Below are 15,125 nucleotides of genomic sequence, written 5' to 3'. Positions count from 1 at the left end.
TTTTCGTCGTTCCGAGGCGATGCGGGAGCATCTAACCCGGAACCTCGAGATTCCGGATCGCCGCTTCGCGACGTCCGGAATGACTTGGGGCGAACACAGGAAGCCCACCTGGAAACATGTCCGACGAACCGTCGTGGCACAGAGAGTTAAGGAATAGATCATGCGTCACGGAAGGGTTCATCGGAAGCTCAATCGCACGGCCGAGCATCGGCGCGCGATGTTCGCCAACATGGCTGCGGCCCTGATCAAGCACGAGCAGATCGTCACCACGCTGCCGAAGGCCAAGGAGCTGCGCCCGATCGTCGAGAAGCTGGTCACGCTCGGCAAGAAGGGCGGGCTGGCGCTGCGCCGCCAGGCGATCTCGGAGCTGCGCGACGTCGACATGGTCAAGAAGCTGTTCGACACGCTGGCGCCCCGCTACAAGGATCGTCAAGGCGGCTACACCCGCATCATCAAGGCCGGCTTCCGCTACGGCGACAACGCCGCGATGGCCGTGATCGAGTTCGTCGACCGCGATGTCGACGCCAAGGGCAAGGATTCCGGCCCGGTGCAGGAAAAGGAAGCCGAGGCGGCGTAAGCCTTCTCCGGCCTGGTTTTCAGAAAGCGGCGCCACCGAGCGCCGCTTTTTCATTTCGGTCCGTAGGATGGGTAGAGTGCAGAGAAACCCATCATTCGCTCGGCTTGTTTCGTCGCGATGGGTTTCGCTGCGCTCTACCCATCCTGCGATTCTACAATTCCGCTCGGCGACGCTTTTCATTTTTGCACGGATACGTTGGCCCGACGTCAGCCATGCTGCATCAGGCAATTGCGTCCGTATCTCGGGCTCCCGATATCTCGGTGATCGAATTTACGGAGATACAGCATGAAGATCGATCTTTCGGGAAAGACCGCGCTCGTCACGGGCTCGACTGCCGGCATTGGACTGGCCATTGCCCGCGGCCTGGCGGCAACCGGCGCGGAGGTGATCGTCAACGGCCGCAACCAGCCCAAGATCGATGCCGCCGTCGCCGCGATTCAGAAGGCGGTCGCAGGCGCCAAGGTGCGCGGCATCGCCGCCGACGTTTCCACAGCCGCGGGATGCAAAGCATTGCTATCGGCACAGCCCGATGTCGATATCCTCATCAACAATGCCGGCATCTTCGAACCGAAGAACTTCTTCGAGATTCCAGACGAGGACTGGACCCGCTTCTTCGAGGTCAACGTGATGTCAGGCGTGCGCCTGTCCCGTGGCTATATGCAGGGCATGCTGAAGCGCAACTGGGGCCGCATCGTCTTCATCGCCTCCGAATCTGCGCTCAGCATTCCGAAGGAGATGATCCAGTACGGCATGACCAAGACCGCGCAGCTTTCGATCTCGCGCGGGCTCGCTGAGCTGACCCGCGGCACGGCGGTGACCGTCAATTCGGTGATGCCCGGGCCGACCTTATCGGAAGGCGTGGACACCTTCGTCAAGGATCTCGCCAGGCAGAATGGTGAGCCGGAGGACGAGGCGATTGCGAACTTCGTCAAGCAGCACCGCCCGACCTCGCTCCTGCAGCGCTTCGCCAGCGTCGACGAGATCGCCAACATGGTGGTCTATGTTGCTTCGAAGGAAGCCTCCGCCACCAACGGCGCCGCGCTTCGCGTCGAAGGCGGTATCATCAACACCATCTGAGGGGGCTCGCGCTCCGTCATTGCGGGCGTAAGCGAAGCAATCCATAGTACCGCTTACTGAGGCATGGATTGCTTCGTCGCTGTCGCTCCTCGCAATGACGAGGGAGAGGGCGCGGGCTCAGTTATAGGGTGGGCAAAGCGTAGCGTGCCCCACCATGACGAGCACGGCGATAGAAGGAGGGCACGCTTTACGGATCCGCACTTTTGCCGGAGGCCCGGATTGCGTAAAACCGTTCCATGAAGTTGACCCTGTCCACCCGCCACCAGCGGCTGGTTAAGATCACCTCGGCGCGCTGGCAGCGACGTGCGATCTTTCTGCTCGGTGGCATCGTTGTTGGCGCGGCTGCGGTGCTGCTGGCACAGCTCGCCGATCTGGCGCAGCAGGCTTTCGCGATGCTGCTGTCCAAGTCGCGTTATGCATCGCTTCTGGTCACGCCGATCGGCTTTGGGCTGTCGGCGTTGCTGACGGCGAGGCTGTTTCCGAACGCCCAGGGCAGCGGCATTCCGCAGGCGATCGCCGCGCGTCATCTCACCAACCAGCAGGCGAGGGAGCGGCTCGTATCCATCCGGATCGCGGTCGGAAAGATCATCCTGACCCTCTTTGGCCTGCTATGCGGGGCTTCGATCGGCCGTGAAGGGCCAACGGTCCAGGTCGGTGCGTCCATCATGTTCGCAGTCGGACGCGTGTCGCCGCGGCGGCAGCCGGGATTGATCCTGGCCGGTGCCGCGGCCGGTGTTGCGGCCGCCTTCAACACGCCGCTCGCGGGCATCGTGTTTGGCATCGAGGAGATGAGCCGCGCTTTCGAAACGCGTACCAGCAGCCTGATCATCGCCGCGGTGATTGCTGCAGGCCTGACGTCGCTCGCCCTGGTGGGCAGTTATGACTATTTTGGTACGACCGCGGTGACGTTGAACCGGGGCATCGACTGGCTCGTCGTTCCCGTTTGCGGAGTCGTCGGCGGATTGATGGGCGGACTGTTTAGTCGCATCGTCATTATCATGGCGCGCGGCCTTCCCGGCTCTGTCGGACAGGCGATACGACGCCGTCCGGTGCCATTTGCGGTGCTGTGCGGCCTCGCGGTCGCGCTGTGTGGACTTGTTTCCGGCGACACCATCTATGGCACGGGCTACTCGGAGGTGAAGGCTGCACTTGAGAGCAGCGCGCCATTGCCTGACGACTTCGGATTATTGAAGTTCCTGGCCACCGCCTTGGCAGCCGTCAGCGGCATTCCGGGCGGCATCTTTTCGCCCTCGTTGGCGGTGGGCGCCGGACTGGGCTCGAACGTGGCGTCCTTCTTTCACGAAACGCCACTGGCGGCGATCATGCTGCTCGGCATGGTCTCGTATTTCGCCGGTGTCGTGCAAGCCCCCATCACGGCGTTCGTCATCGTCACCGAGATGACCGGCGATCACACCATGGTGGTGCCGCTGATGACCGCGGCGTTGATTGCCTACGGCACCTCGCGATTGGTCTGCGAGGAAGGAATCTACCACGCGCTCGCCAAAGGCTTCATCGAGCGCTCAACGCCGGCTGCGGACGCGGCGCGTCCGCCGGTTCAGCCATGAGATGAGCGGACGCCCAGGCGCAAGGCTACCACCCCTCCAGCACGATCTTGCCGCGCGACTTGCCGCTTTCGAGCAGCGCATGCGCGCGCTTCAGATTGGCCGCGTTGATGGTGCCGAACGTCTCGGCGAGCGTGGTGCGCAATACGCCCTTGTCGATGAGGTCGGCGACATCGTTCAGCAGATGGTGCTGCGCGATCATGTCCGGCGTCTGGAACGAGGAGCGCGTGAACATCGATTCCCAGTGCACCGAGATCGCCTTGCCCTTGAACGCACTGACATTGAATTCCGGCGGGTCGTCGATCAGGCCGTACTTGCCCTGCGGCGCCATGAAGTCGGCGATCGCCTTGTAGTGCTGGTCGGTATAGGTGAGACTGGCGACGAGGCCGACCGGCGGCAGCTTCAATTTCTCGAGCTGCTCCTTCATCGGTTTGCCATGATCGACCACCGCATGCGCGCCGAGCTCGAGGCACCATTTCTGCGACTCCGGCCGCGTCGCGGTCGCGACCACCGTCAGGCCGGTCAGCCGCCGCGCAAGCTGGATCAGGATCGAGCCGACGCCGCCGGCGCCGCCGACGATCAGCAGCGATCGCGGATCGAGGCTCTTGCCGGGCACGGCGCCCAGCCGGTCAAACAGCAGTTCCCAGGCCGTGATCGAGGTCAGGGGCAGGGCGGCGGCCTGAGCGAACGACAGCGTCTTCGGCTTCGCGCCGACGATCAGCTCATCGACAAGATGGAATTCCGAATTGGTGCCCTGGCGCAGGATCGAGCCCGCATAGAAGACCTCGTCCCCTCGCTTGAACAGGCTGACGTCGGGGCCGACAGCGTCGACTACGCCGGCCGCGTCGAAGCCCAGAATCTTGACCTCGCCCTCGGGCGGGGCGGCGCGCTTGCGCACCTTGTAGTCGACGGGATTGGCGGATATCGCCTTCACCGCGACCCGGATGTCGCGCCCTTTGGGCTCCGGTTTGGCGGCATCGAAATCGAACAGCGATTCTGCGTCCTCGATCGGCAGGGATTTCTTGTATCCGACGGCCTTCATTGCCTTCTCCCTTGTCTGGCTGCGATCTAACTCTCGCGCTGGCGCTCAGTTGGCAAGTACGGTAAATTCAGGGAACTAGTCCCTGTTTGGATACTATTGGAAGAAAGCCCATGAAACGGCGGAATTTTGCCCATCGGCCGGGCTGCGCGGTCGAGGCGACGCTCGACCTGATCGATGGCAAATGGAAGGGGGTCATCCTGTTCCATCTGTTGTCCGGGACCCAGCGGTTTGGCGAGTTGCGGCGGCGGATGCCCGGCATCACCCAGCGCATGCTGACCAAGCAACTCCGTGCGCTCGAAGAGGACAAGCTCATCATCCGCAAGGTTTATGCCGAGGTGCCGCCGCGGGTCGAATACACCGTGTCCGACATCGGCGAGAGCCTGCGGCCGGTGATCGAGATCCTGAAGCAATGGGGCGAGACTCACCGGGCGCAGCTGTCCTGTGCTCCCGCGCCCGATCCCATCGAAGCGGCGCAGACCGCCGCCTGAACGCAGCAATCGCTTCTCTCGCCACTGGCTCACGCCTATATCACGACGATCAATTCCCGGGATTCTTGCATGATGCTCATTCGCCTAGCCGCCCTGTTGTTGATGTCTGCTGTCGCCGCGACACCGGCGCTGGCGCAGGACCGCCGCGTGCCGTCTTCGCCGGCCGAGCTGAAAATGTCCTACGCGCCGATCGTGCAGCGCGTGCAGCCGGCGGTCGTCAACGTCTACGCCGCCAAGACGGTGCAGACCCGCAATCCGTTCCTGGATGACCCGATCTTCCGCCGCTTCTTCGGCGTGCCCGGCCAGCCCGAGCAGATGCAGCGCTCGCTTGGCTCCGGCGTGATGGTCGATCCCTCCGGCCTCGTCGTCACCAACAACCACGTCATCGAGGGCGCCGATCAGGTGAAGATCTCGCTCGCCGACAAGCGCGAGTTCGAGGCCGAGATCGTGCTCAAGGACAGCCGCACCGACCTCGCGGTGCTGCGCGTGAAGGACTCGAAAGAGAAATTCGCGACGCTTGATTTCGCCAATTCCGACGAACTCTTGGTCGGCGACGTCGTGCTTGCGATCGGCAATCCCTTCGGCGTCGGCCAGACCGTGACGCATGGCATCATTTCGGCGCTCGCGCGTACGCAAGTCGGCATCACCGACTACCAGTTCTTCATCCAGACCGATGCGGCCATTAATCCCGGCAATTCCGGCGGCGCGCTGGTCGACATGACCGGGCGGCTCGCCGGCATCAACACCGCGATCTTCTCGCGCTCTGGCGGTTCGCAGGGCATCGGCTTTGCGATTCCCGCGAACATGGTGCGTGTTGTGGTGGCCTCCGCCAAGAGCGGCGGCAAGGCGGTGAAGCGGCCATGGCTTGGCGCGCGGCTGCAGGCGGTGACGCCTGACATCGCCGAGACGCTCGGGCTGAAGCTGCCAAACGGCGCACTGGTCGCGAACGTCGCGCCAAACAGCCCGGCATCGCATGCGGGGCTGAAGCCGTCGGACCTGATCGTTGCGATCGATGGCCAGACCATCGATGATCCCAACGCCTTCGACTACCGTTTTGCAACGCGTCCGCTCGGCGGCACCGCCCAGATCGACGTGCAGCGCGGCGGCAAGACCATCAAGCTCACCGTGCCGCTGGAGACCGCACCCGATACGGGGCGCGACGAGATCGTGCTGACCGCGCGCTCGCCGTTCCAGGGCGCCAAGGTCGCAAACATCTCGCCGGCGCTTGCGGACGAGCTGCATCTCGATGCCGGGGTCGAAGGCGTGGTGGTTACCGACCTCGCCGATGACGGCACGGCTGCCAATGTCGGCTTCCAGAAGGGAGACATCATCCTCGCCGTCAACAACCAGAAGATCGCGCGCACCGGCGATCTCGAGAAGGCCTCGAAAGCGACGTCGCGGATCTGGCGCATCACGCTGGTGCGAGGCGGCCAGCAGATCAACGTGACTCTCGGCGGATGAACGCGAAGCGTCAGCGCGAACCCAGCACCAATCTCTTTGCCGCGGCAGGGATGGAGCAGGATGCGCCGCGTCCGCTCCCCGATCGGCTCCGTCCGCACCAGCTTTCCGACGTCGTCGGCCAGGATCACATCCTCGGCCCCGATGGCGCGCTGACGCGCATGCTGGAGACGCGCACGCTGGGCTCGCTGATCTTCTGGGGCCCGCCGGGCACTGGCAAGACCACGGTGGCGCGGCTTTTGGCCGATGCGACCGAACTGCATTTCGAGCAGATTTCCGCGGTGTTTTCCGGGGTTGCCGATCTGAAGAAAGCGTTCGACGCGGCGCGCGCGCGGCGCGAGACCGGCAAGGGCACGCTGTTGTTCGTCGACGAGGTCCATCGCTTCAACCGCGCCCAGCAGGATTCCTTCCTGCCCGTGATGGAAGACGGCACGGTGGTGCTGGTCGGCGCGACCACCGAAAATCCGTCGTTCGAACTCAACGCCGCGCTCCTGTCGCGGGCACGCGTGCTGGTGTTCCATTCGCTCGACGCCGAAGCGATCGAAAAGCTCTACGCCCATGCCGAAGAGGTCGAAGGCAGGAAGCTGCCGCTGGATGCGGAGGCGCGCGCCGTGCTGGTGCGGATGGCCGACGGCGACGGCCGCGCCGCGCTGACACTGGCCGAAGAGGTCTGGCGCTCTGCGCGGAAGGACGAGGTCTTCAACCCCGCCCAGTTGCAGGACATCCTGCAGCGCCGCGCGCCGATCTACGATAAATCCGCCGACGGCCATTACAACCTGATCTCGGCGCTGCATAAATCTGTGCGCGGCTCCGATCCGGACGCGGCGTTGTATTATTTCGCGCGCATGCTTGATGCCGGCGAGGATCCGCTGTTCCTGGCGCGGCGCGTGGTACGCATGGCGGTCGAGGACATCGGCCTTGCCGATCCGCAGGCGCTGGTGATCGCCAATGCCGCCAAGGACGCCTATGATTTTCTCGGCTCGCCCGAGGGCGAACTCGCGATCGCGCAGGCCGTGGTCTATGTCGCGACCGCGCCGAAATCGAATGCCGTCTACACCGCATTCGGTGCGGCGAAGCAGGTCGCGAAGGAGGGGGGCTCCCTGCTTCCGCCCAAGCACATCCTGAACTCCCCGACCAAATTGATGAAGTCGGAAGGCTACGGCGCCGGCTACCAGTACGACCACGATGCGCCCGACGCCTTCTCCGGCCAGGACTACTTTCCGGAAGCCCTGGGCCGTCAGACCTTTTACGATCCGCCCGACCGCGGCTTCGAGCGCGAAATCCGCAAGCGGCTGGACTATTGGGCAAGGCTGAGGAAAGAGCGGGGCGGGACGTAAGACCGCCCCGACTCTCAAATCGCTAGCTTGCCTTGGCGGGTGCGCCGGCACGCATCCAGCCGAGGATGGTTTCGAGACGCGCGACCACATCCGGGATCTCCAGGATCTGTTGCATCTTTTCGATGCCGACCTCCAGGACCTGGGCGAGGACGTCGGCGAGCACGCCCGGCTCTCGGGCGTAGCGGTAGAGCGACGGCGGCAGCACGGTGTTAGTGAAGCCTTGATACGCCTCGAAGATTTCGCGCGTGAGCGCGAAGGCTTCGGTATCGACCGCGCGTAGCTCTCCGATTGGGGCCACTTCAGCCGCCAGGAAATCATCCTCGACTGGCCTCACAATGGCGACACGTTCTGCACAAGAGACTTTCACCCGGAAGTCTCCGTTCGGAAGTTGTACGCGATGAATGATGTCCGCTATCACTCCAACCGAATAGAGCGCTTCGAAATCGGGATTGTCATCTTCGGCCCGTTTCTGGGTCACCACGACGATGCGCCCATCATTGGCCACCGCGCGATCGAGCGCCCGCCGCGTCTTGTCGCGTCCGACAAATATCCACGAGATCAATTGCGGAAAAAACACGACGTCGCGCATCGGCGCGACCGGGAAGGCTGCGTTGCCGCTGACGGAAGGCACAGATGATTTTTTCGGTGGGACCGCAACCGGCTGGCTTGACTGGATGGCCGCCGACAGCACGTTCCAGTCATGAAAGCCCAGGGTCTTGGCGACCAGTTCAAGGCTCTCGCTGTGGCTGACGGAAATAGATTTGGTCTTGAGCGCATCGCGCAGCGTCTGCGCCATGGCCTTGGCATCGCGGAAATCGCGCATGGATCGTCCTCTGCTGTAAGCGAACGAGAAATCGTCAGGTGCTTGCGTTGCTGACTCGTTCGCCGGGGCAAAGGAAGCCGGAAGCGGCTCGATACGTTCACCATACCCTGTTCGGGCGCAAGCAGCGGGTCGTATCCACCCGCGGAAAATATGCATGGCGTTCCCGACACTGTCAACGAGTATAGGTGGCTCGTTGCACGCGTCTCGTCAAACCGACGTCACCTTTTGGAGGTTTTGCGCGGGATTTGCGGTGATTTCGCCGTGACGGCCAGCCGCATTTGCGCTACGCAACACTCGACCTCTGGAGCCGAACAGCATGAGCCGCCGCGTCAAGAGACCATTGTCAAAATCGGGCGATCGTGGTGATCGCCCGAAGGGCGCGCGGCCCTTTCGCAATCGTCACGAGGGCGATCGGCCGCCGATGCATCGCGCGGGCGCAAAGCCGCCGCGCTTTGCCCAGCCGCGGCGGGAGAAATCGGCCCCGCCCGTTGCAGCAGAGCCCGCGAAAGCTGCCGCCGAGCTGCCGTTGCCGACAAAAGTCCAGACCGTCACCGTGACCGCTGACGAGAACAACATGCGCGTCGACCGGTTTCTCGAGGCGCGGTTTCCCGGGCTGTCGTTCTCCCATATCCAGCGCATCGTTCGAAAGGGCGAGCTGCGCGTCAATGGCAAGCGCGCCGACAGCAAGGACCGGTTGGAGGAGGGACAGAGCGTACGCATCCCGCCGTTGAAGCTCGATGCCCCGAAGGTGGTTGGTCAGCTCTCCGAGGCCGCGACGAAGACGCTTGCCGCGCTGAAGGAGATGACGCTGTTCGAGGACGCCGACGTGCTGGTCCTGAACAAGCCCGCCGGGCTTGCCGTGCAGGGCGGCTCCGGCACCACGCGCCATATCGACCAGATGCTGGAAGTGATGCGCGACGCCAAGGGCCAGAAGCCGCGCCTGGTGCACCGGATCGACAAGGAGACCTCGGGCTGTCTCCTGGTTGCGAAAACGCGCTTTGCCGCCACGCATCTGACCGGCGCGTTTCGTTCGCGCTCGGCGCGCAAAATCTATTGGGCGCTGGTGGCCGGCGTGCCGAAGCCGAAGCAGGGGCGCATCTCGACCTATCTTGCGAAAGAGGAGGGCGAGGACGACACGATCATGCGGATCGCCGCCCATGGCGACGAGGGCGCGAGCCACGCCGTGACCTATTACGCGGTGGTCGAAACCGCTGCGCAGAAGCTGGGGTGGGTATCGCTGAAGCCGGTCACGGGACGCACCCACCAGTTGCGCGCGCATATGGCGCATATTGGTCACGCCATCGTGGGCGATCCCAAATATTTCAATCGTGAGAATTGGGAACTTCCGGGCGGGTTGCAGAACAGGCTGCATCTGCTTGCGCGGCGCATCGTGATTCCGCATCCGCGCGGCGGAGTCATCGACGTTAGCGCGCCGCTGCCGCCGCATATGCAGCAATCCTGGAACCTGCTGGGGCTTGACACCAGCCGGTTCGACCCGATCGAGAACGCGCCGGAAGAATAATTTATTTGCGGTTTCGCCGTGGCGTTCCAACATATGCTGTATGAAGCATTCTGCGCTCTTGCTCGCGCTTGCCTTGCTGCTCGCAGCGCCCCCTGCGTCAGCACAGTTCATTGCGCCTGGCAGTAACCCGAACCTGCTTCCGCCGCCTCCCTCGCCGCCGCCGCCCCCAAAGATTGTGGCGCCGACGACGCCGATGATGCGCGGCGAACCAGAAGCTCAGTTGCAGCCACTGCCAGGTCCCCGCGCGTCGGCCCGCAGATCGTTCAGCGACCGTGTCAGAGGCTGCCTCGACGAGGGCGCGGCTGCTGGCCTGAATCCTGCTGATCGCGCCACCTATTCGCGCAGTTGCGCCGCCCGTGACTGACGGCTGATCTGGCCAGCTTTATTTGCAGCGGCGCCTGCCTTATCCTGCTAGCAGACGAAGCCCAACGGAAGCTTGCATGCGCGAATTGTTCGATGAAGAGGCGGGACAATCCCCGCTGGATCCGCAGGAGGCAGCGCGCCGCAACGTGCGCGCGCCGCAGCGCAAGCGCTTCTATAAAGGCGCCGATGTCGCAGAAGACGAGGGCGGCTTTGCCGTGACGCTCGACGGCCGGCCGATCCGTACGCCATCGGGAAAGAAGGTGACGGCGCCCGCGCGCGCAATCGCGGACGCCGTCGCTGCCGAGTGGAACGCGCAAGGAGAGACGATCGATCCGCTGACCATGCCGCTGACGCGCTTTGCCAACAGCGTCATCGAAGGCGTGGTCGATCGCGTCGACGTGGTCGCGGACGACGTCGCAAAATATCTCGGGTCGGATCTGTTGTTCTATCGCGCCGGCCATCCGGAGGCGCTGGTCGCCCGTGAGGCCGAGCATTGGGACCCGATCCTGTTCTGGGCCGCAGATACGCTCGGCGCGCATTTCATCCTCGCGGAGGGCATCGTGCACGTCGCCCAGCCGGAAAGCGCGATCAAAGCCGCGCGCGAGGCGTTTCCGAGCGATCCATGGTCGGTGGCGGCGTTGCATGTGGTGACGACGCTCACCGGATCGGCATTGCTTGCGCTGGCCCTCACCCATGGTTTTAGGGGCCCCGCCCAGATCTGGGCCGCCGCCCATGTCGACGAGGACTGGAACACCGAGCAATGGGGCGTGGACGAGGAGGTCGCCGCGCGCCGCGCCGCACGGCTGGTCGATTTCAATGCGGCCGCCAGCATCCTGAAGACGCTGAACTGAGGTCCTTTACCGCAACCGCCACCTGCTAAGTTAACGGGAGGTTTACGGCGCGTCGGTAGGCTCTAGCCTTTCCAGCCGAGACCCTCCGACATGGCGTTGACCATCAATCCCGTGCTGCCGGTGCTTTCCGCCAAGGAGGTGGGCAGCGTCGCGCCCGATCTCGTTCTGCAGCCGGGAAGCGTGATCAATGCGCAGGTGCTGAAAGTGCTCTCCGCCGACCTGGTGCGGATCGCGATCTCGAGCCTGTCGATCGACGTGCTCTCGGAAGTTCCCTTGAAGGAAGGTCAGGCGCTGCAGCTCGCAGTGTCCCAGACCAAAGACGGGATCCGTCTTGCGATGCTCGGGCAGGGCGATGCCGTCGCCGACGATGCGGTGACGCTATCGCCCGACGCGCAGCTCGCCGCCGCCAATCCCTCGACCACGACCCAGTCCAGGAACGTGCTCACGCCGGTAGAGCGCGCGGCCGTCGCCAACGCCGCGCAAAATGCAGCGACGGTGCAGCAGAGCCTGGCGCCGCTGTTTGCCAATCTCGGTGCACTGGCCGCCGCGGGTAACCTTCCGCCAAGGCTGCAGCAGGCGATTGCGCAGGCGCTGACGCAGCAGACCCGGCTCGACCAGAACCTTGGCGGCGGCGATATCAAGAATGCGTTCGAGCGCTCCGGCCTGTTCTTCGAGGCGTCGCTGGCCGCCGGCACCGCGTCGTCGGCCGCGGGCGCCCCCGATCTGAAGGCCGCGCTGATCGTGCTGCGGCAGACCCTGCAGTCGTCGCTCGGCACGGCGAATCCGGCGCCATCGGCCGCCACCGCCCAGGGACAGGCCGCGGCTCATCCCGTACTCACCCAAAATCTCGTGCCACCCGATATCGAGGTCGAGGAAATCCTGCTGCCGCAGGCGCGCCTTCCGGTCGCTGAGGACCTGGTGATGCCGGGCAGCCTCGGCCGAGGCCCATCGAATGCGGGCCCCTCCGCCGGTGCGACGCTGAATCTGCTGCAGGAACTCGGCAATTCCGCGCGTCTCACTGACATCGCGACCGATGTCACCGTTCACACCAACACGCCGCCACCGCCGTTCCGCGGCGCGCTGCCGACCGCCCAGCCCGTCGCCTCGCCATCCGTGGCGCCGGATATGCCGCTCGCCGCCGTCGCTCATCATCTGCTTGGCGACACTGATGCCGCGTTGGCGCGGCAGACGCTGCTGCAGGTGGCGTCCCTGCCGGACCGCATCGATCCCGCGCATCAGCAGATCGATACCTCGTCGCCGCGCTGGCAGTTCGAAATCCCGTTTGCGACGCCACAGGGCACGGCGATGGCCCAGTTCGAGATTTCCCGCGACGGCGGCGGCGGTGTTGAGGCCGAGGCCGCCAAGCGCATCTGGCGGGCGCGTTTCTCGCTCGATGTCGAACCGGCGGGCCCGATCCACGCGCTGATCTCGCTGATCGGCGACAAGACTTCGGTGCGGATGTGGGCGGAACGCCCGGCGACCGCCGCGCAGCTTCGCGCCAGCGCGCCGCAGTTGAGCCAGGCGCTGGGCCGGGCCGAGCTTCTGCCTGGCGACATCGTGATCCAGGACGGCGCGCCGCCGCAGGCAGCACCGGCTCGCGCCGGCCATTTCCTGGACCGCGCGCTATGACCGTCGAGACCAAGAGCCAGCTCGCGGTCGCCCTGCATTACGACCACGGCGGTGCGCCGACGGTGGTTGCCAAGGGCAGGGGGGCGATTGGCGCCAAGATCATCGAGCTTGCGAAAGCACACGACATCCCGATCGAGGAGAACGAGGTCCTGGCGGGCGCACTTTCCAATGTCGAGCTCGGCGACGAGATCCCCGTCGAGCTCTACAAGGCGGTAGCTGAAGTGCTGGTGTTCGTGCTGCGCCTCTCGGGCCGCGGCCGGTAAGGTTCTTGCCATCGTTTCATCACGATGGCATCCATCATGGCCTGCTCCTCAAGCCATCAGGTTCAGCCGTGATCAATCGCCGCCAAGCGCTCGGTCTCCTCACCGCCGCGTCCGTTTTGCCGACCCGCAGCTTTGCCAACGTGTCCTACCAGCGCAACGAGTTTCGCGACAGCCTGGCGCGGCGCTTCTTCGAGCTCGGCACCGAGGGGACCTTCGTCGCCTACAAGGTCGACGACTACCTGATCATCGCCAGCGACAAGCGGAGGTCGAGCGAGGGCAAATTGCCGGCCTCGACCTTCAAGATCCCGAACTCGATCATCGCGCTGGACACCGGCGTGGTCGAGGATCCCGACAAGGACGTGTTCAAGTGGGATGGCGTGACGCGCAGCATCGAGGCCTGGAACAAGGACCATACGCTGCGCTCGGCGATCGCCGTTTCCGCCGTGCCGGTCTATCAGGAGATCGCGCGGCGCATCGGCGAAGAGCGGATGAAGAAATATCTCGATCTGCTCGAATACGGCAACCAAGACATCGGCGGCGGCATCGACCAGTTCTGGCTGACGGGAAACCTGCGCATCGATCCGGTGCAGCAGATCGATTTCGTGGACCGGCTGCGGCGCGGCACGTTGCCGGTCTCCAAGCGCGCCCAGGAATTGACGCGCGACATCCTGCCGGTGACGAAGGTGGGAGATGCCACCATCCGCGCCAAGAGCGGCCTCGTCGGCGCCGAGGTCGGCAAGCCTTCGCTCGGCTGGCTGGTCGGCTGGGTCGAGAAGGGGTCCTCCGTCACCGTGTTCGCGATGAACATGGACTGCAAGAACGAGAGCCACATCGCCGCCCGCATGACCGTGACGCAGCAATGCCTTGCAGATATCGTGGCGTATTGATGGCTGATGCGCGCCCGCACCGGCTGGTGCGCAAATCAATGCCAGACTAGCATCTCCGTACAACGAAAAATCGTACGGAGGAAACCATGCATTCTGCTTCAGTCTGGCTCTCGTCGCTCACACTTGCCGCCGCCGGCGGCTGGTTCGCGGCCACGATGTTTGCCGCGCCGGCGACCAGCAAGGAGCCGCGCTTTCCGCAGCTCACCATGGACCAGCTTGACGAAAAGCAGCGTCCGCTCGGCGAGCAGATTATGAAGGTCTCGAGCGTCGGCATCGGCGGCCCCTACAACCCGATGATCCGCAGCCCCGTGCTCGGCCAGCGGCTGTTCGACCTGTTCTATTATTTGCGCTGGCAGACCTCGGTCCCGACCAAGCTCAATGAATTTGCAATCCTGATCATCGGCCGGCAATGGCGCTCGCAGGTCGAATGGTTCGCGCATGCACCGCTCGCGGCCAAGGCCGGCCTGTCACCCGATATCATTGCCGAGCTGAAAGCCAACAAGCGACCGTCGCACATGGCCGAGGATGAGGCCGCGGTCTATGACTTCGTCACTGAGCTCACCACCACCAAGAAGGTATCCGACGAAACCTATGCGCGGACGAAGAAGGTGTTCAACGATCAGCAGATCGTGGATTTGACCGCGGTCGCCGGCAACTATGTCATGGTCGCGATGATGCTTGCCATGGCGGAGGAGACCGTGCCGCCTGGCAAGGAGGAGCCTTTCAAGGTGGGGGAGTGATGGAGCGGCGGCGAACGAGGGCGGTGAACAACCGGGATCGTCCCGGCCGCCAAATGATCAGGTCTGAGGTGACTTCGCCTTTCCGATCCGTCCCATGTGAGTGAAGCCGAATCCCGCCTGATATTTCAGTCCGTAGCCGAGCGCGCGGTCGATGCCGATATGGGCGAGCCAGATCATTGCGATCGAGAGCACCAGCGGCTCGGCGGTGGCAAAGCCAACGGTCATCAGGGCCACGGGCGCCATGTAGCTGTGGGCGGCATTGTAGATGACCGCGCCCTCCTTGGGGCCGAATGCATAGCCGGCGAAGCTCAAATCGGGTGCCAGGAACAGGATCGCGTAGACCCACCACGAGCCGCCCCAGACCCCGTACAGCACCGTCATGCCCACAAACAGCGTCAGGCCTTCCAGCCTGAGCAATAGGCGAACGCCGCCCGTGACCGAGCCGGCCTCAGCTGTCGTGTTATCCATGGTCTTTCTCCCCCAATTTGCGCTGATCAGATACCGCC

General features: G+C 64.2%; 15 protein-coding genes. 12 read left to right on the top strand and 3 right to left on the bottom strand.

The features are described from left to right. Positions 1-160: 160 nt before the first annotated feature. From rplQ to ACZIRK_RS30220, 3 genes are all read left to right on the top strand, one after another. Complete coding sequence (rplQ, locus tag ACZIRK_RS30230; RefSeq protein ID WP_028168141.1) at positions 161-577, top strand: 50S ribosomal protein L17; 417 nt, start codon at positions 161-163, stop codon at positions 575-577. Between the two features lie 285 nt (positions 578-862). After that, positions 863-1,654, top strand: coding sequence for an SDR family NAD(P)-dependent oxidoreductase (locus ACZIRK_RS30225; protein ID WP_130225558.1), 792 nt, complete (start codon positions 863-865; stop codon positions 1,652-1,654). Positions 1,655-1,890: 236 nt separating this feature from the next. Next, on the top strand, positions 1,891-3,219 hold the full coding sequence (locus tag ACZIRK_RS30220) for a chloride channel protein (protein ID WP_130225557.1): 1,329 nt from the start codon (positions 1,891-1,893) through the stop codon (positions 3,217-3,219). Positions 3,220-3,244: 25 nt separating this feature from the next. On the opposite strand, the gene ACZIRK_RS30215 is transcribed toward ACZIRK_RS30220, so the two are convergent. Then, positions 3,245-4,258: a zinc-binding alcohol dehydrogenase family protein gene (locus ACZIRK_RS30215; protein WP_130225556.1), complete on the bottom strand. Its 1,014-nt coding sequence runs from the start codon at positions 4,256-4,258 to the stop codon at positions 3,245-3,247. A 110-nt stretch (positions 4,259-4,368) separates the two neighbouring features. Between ACZIRK_RS30215 and ACZIRK_RS30210 the strand changes: the two genes are divergently transcribed. The 3 genes from ACZIRK_RS30210 (at position 4,369) to ACZIRK_RS30200 (ending at position 7,541) form a co-directional block, all read left to right on the top strand. Further along, positions 4,369-4,746 carry a winged helix-turn-helix transcriptional regulator gene (locus ACZIRK_RS30210; RefSeq protein ID WP_130225555.1) on the top strand — a complete coding sequence of 126 codons (378 nt, stop codon included), beginning with the start codon at positions 4,369-4,371 and terminating at the stop codon, positions 4,744-4,746. 69 nt (positions 4,747-4,815) lie between these two features. After that, complete coding sequence (locus tag ACZIRK_RS30205; RefSeq protein WP_130225554.1) at positions 4,816-6,207, top strand: DegQ family serine endoprotease; 1,392 nt, start codon at positions 4,816-4,818, stop codon at positions 6,205-6,207. Next, the gene (locus tag ACZIRK_RS30200; RefSeq protein WP_474418721.1) at positions 6,204-7,541 is read left to right on the top strand and encodes a replication-associated recombination protein A; all 1,338 of its coding nucleotides are present in this window, start codon (positions 6,204-6,206) and stop codon (positions 7,539-7,541) included. Before ACZIRK_RS30205 ends, ACZIRK_RS30200 begins: the two co-directional genes overlap by 4 nt. Before the next feature lie 22 nt (positions 7,542-7,563). On the opposite strand, the gene ACZIRK_RS30195 is transcribed toward ACZIRK_RS30200, so the two are convergent. Further along, positions 7,564-8,364, bottom strand: coding sequence for an LON peptidase substrate-binding domain-containing protein (locus ACZIRK_RS30195; RefSeq protein ID WP_130225553.1), 801 nt, complete (start codon positions 8,362-8,364; stop codon positions 7,564-7,566). Between the two features lie 316 nt (positions 8,365-8,680). Here ACZIRK_RS30195 and ACZIRK_RS30190 point away from each other — a divergent pair, with 316 nt between their 5' ends. The 6 genes from ACZIRK_RS30190 to ACZIRK_RS30165 all read left to right on the top strand — a co-directional run bounded on the left by ACZIRK_RS30190 (position 8,681) and on the right by ACZIRK_RS30165 (position 14,619). Continuing rightward, positions 8,681-9,886: an RluA family pseudouridine synthase gene (locus ACZIRK_RS30190; protein WP_028168135.1), complete on the top strand. Its 1,206-nt coding sequence runs from the start codon at positions 8,681-8,683 to the stop codon at positions 9,884-9,886. Between the two features lie 440 nt (positions 9,887-10,326). Then, on the top strand, positions 10,327-11,100 hold the full coding sequence (locus tag ACZIRK_RS30185; RefSeq protein ID WP_474418720.1) for an ATP12 family chaperone protein: 774 nt from the start codon (positions 10,327-10,329) through the stop codon (positions 11,098-11,100). Between the two features lie 90 nt (positions 11,101-11,190). Further along, on the top strand, positions 11,191-12,729 hold the full coding sequence (gene fliK, locus ACZIRK_RS30180) for a flagellar hook-length control protein FliK (protein WP_474418719.1): 1,539 nt from the start codon (positions 11,191-11,193) through the stop codon (positions 12,727-12,729). Further along, positions 12,726-12,992 carry an EscU/YscU/HrcU family type III secretion system export apparatus switch protein gene (locus tag ACZIRK_RS30175; RefSeq protein ID WP_130225551.1) on the top strand — a complete coding sequence of 89 codons (267 nt, stop codon included), beginning with the start codon at positions 12,726-12,728 and terminating at the stop codon, positions 12,990-12,992. The genes fliK and ACZIRK_RS30175 overlap by 4 nt, the downstream gene beginning before the upstream one ends. A 68-nt stretch (positions 12,993-13,060) precedes the next feature. Continuing rightward, positions 13,061-13,879: a class D beta-lactamase gene (gene blaOXA / locus ACZIRK_RS30170; protein WP_130225574.1), complete on the top strand. Its 819-nt coding sequence runs from the start codon at positions 13,061-13,063 to the stop codon at positions 13,877-13,879. Between the two features lie 86 nt (positions 13,880-13,965). Next, complete coding sequence (locus ACZIRK_RS30165) at positions 13,966-14,619, top strand: carboxymuconolactone decarboxylase family protein (protein WP_130225550.1); 654 nt, start codon at positions 13,966-13,968, stop codon at positions 14,617-14,619. Positions 14,620-14,676: 57 nt separating this feature from the next. Here the strand turns inward: ACZIRK_RS30165 and ACZIRK_RS30160 are convergent, their stop codons facing one another. Further along, positions 14,677-15,087 (bottom strand): DUF4260 domain-containing protein, encoded by a 411-nt coding sequence (locus tag ACZIRK_RS30160; RefSeq protein ID WP_130225549.1) that lies wholly within the window; start codon positions 15,085-15,087, stop codon positions 14,677-14,679. Positions 15,088-15,125 lie beyond the last annotated feature (38 nt).

Source organism: Bradyrhizobium sp. Leo114 (genome assembly GCF_055229415.2).
The sequence above is the reverse complement of the archived record's forward strand: the minus strand, read 5'-3'. Positions and strand labels throughout refer to the sequence as shown.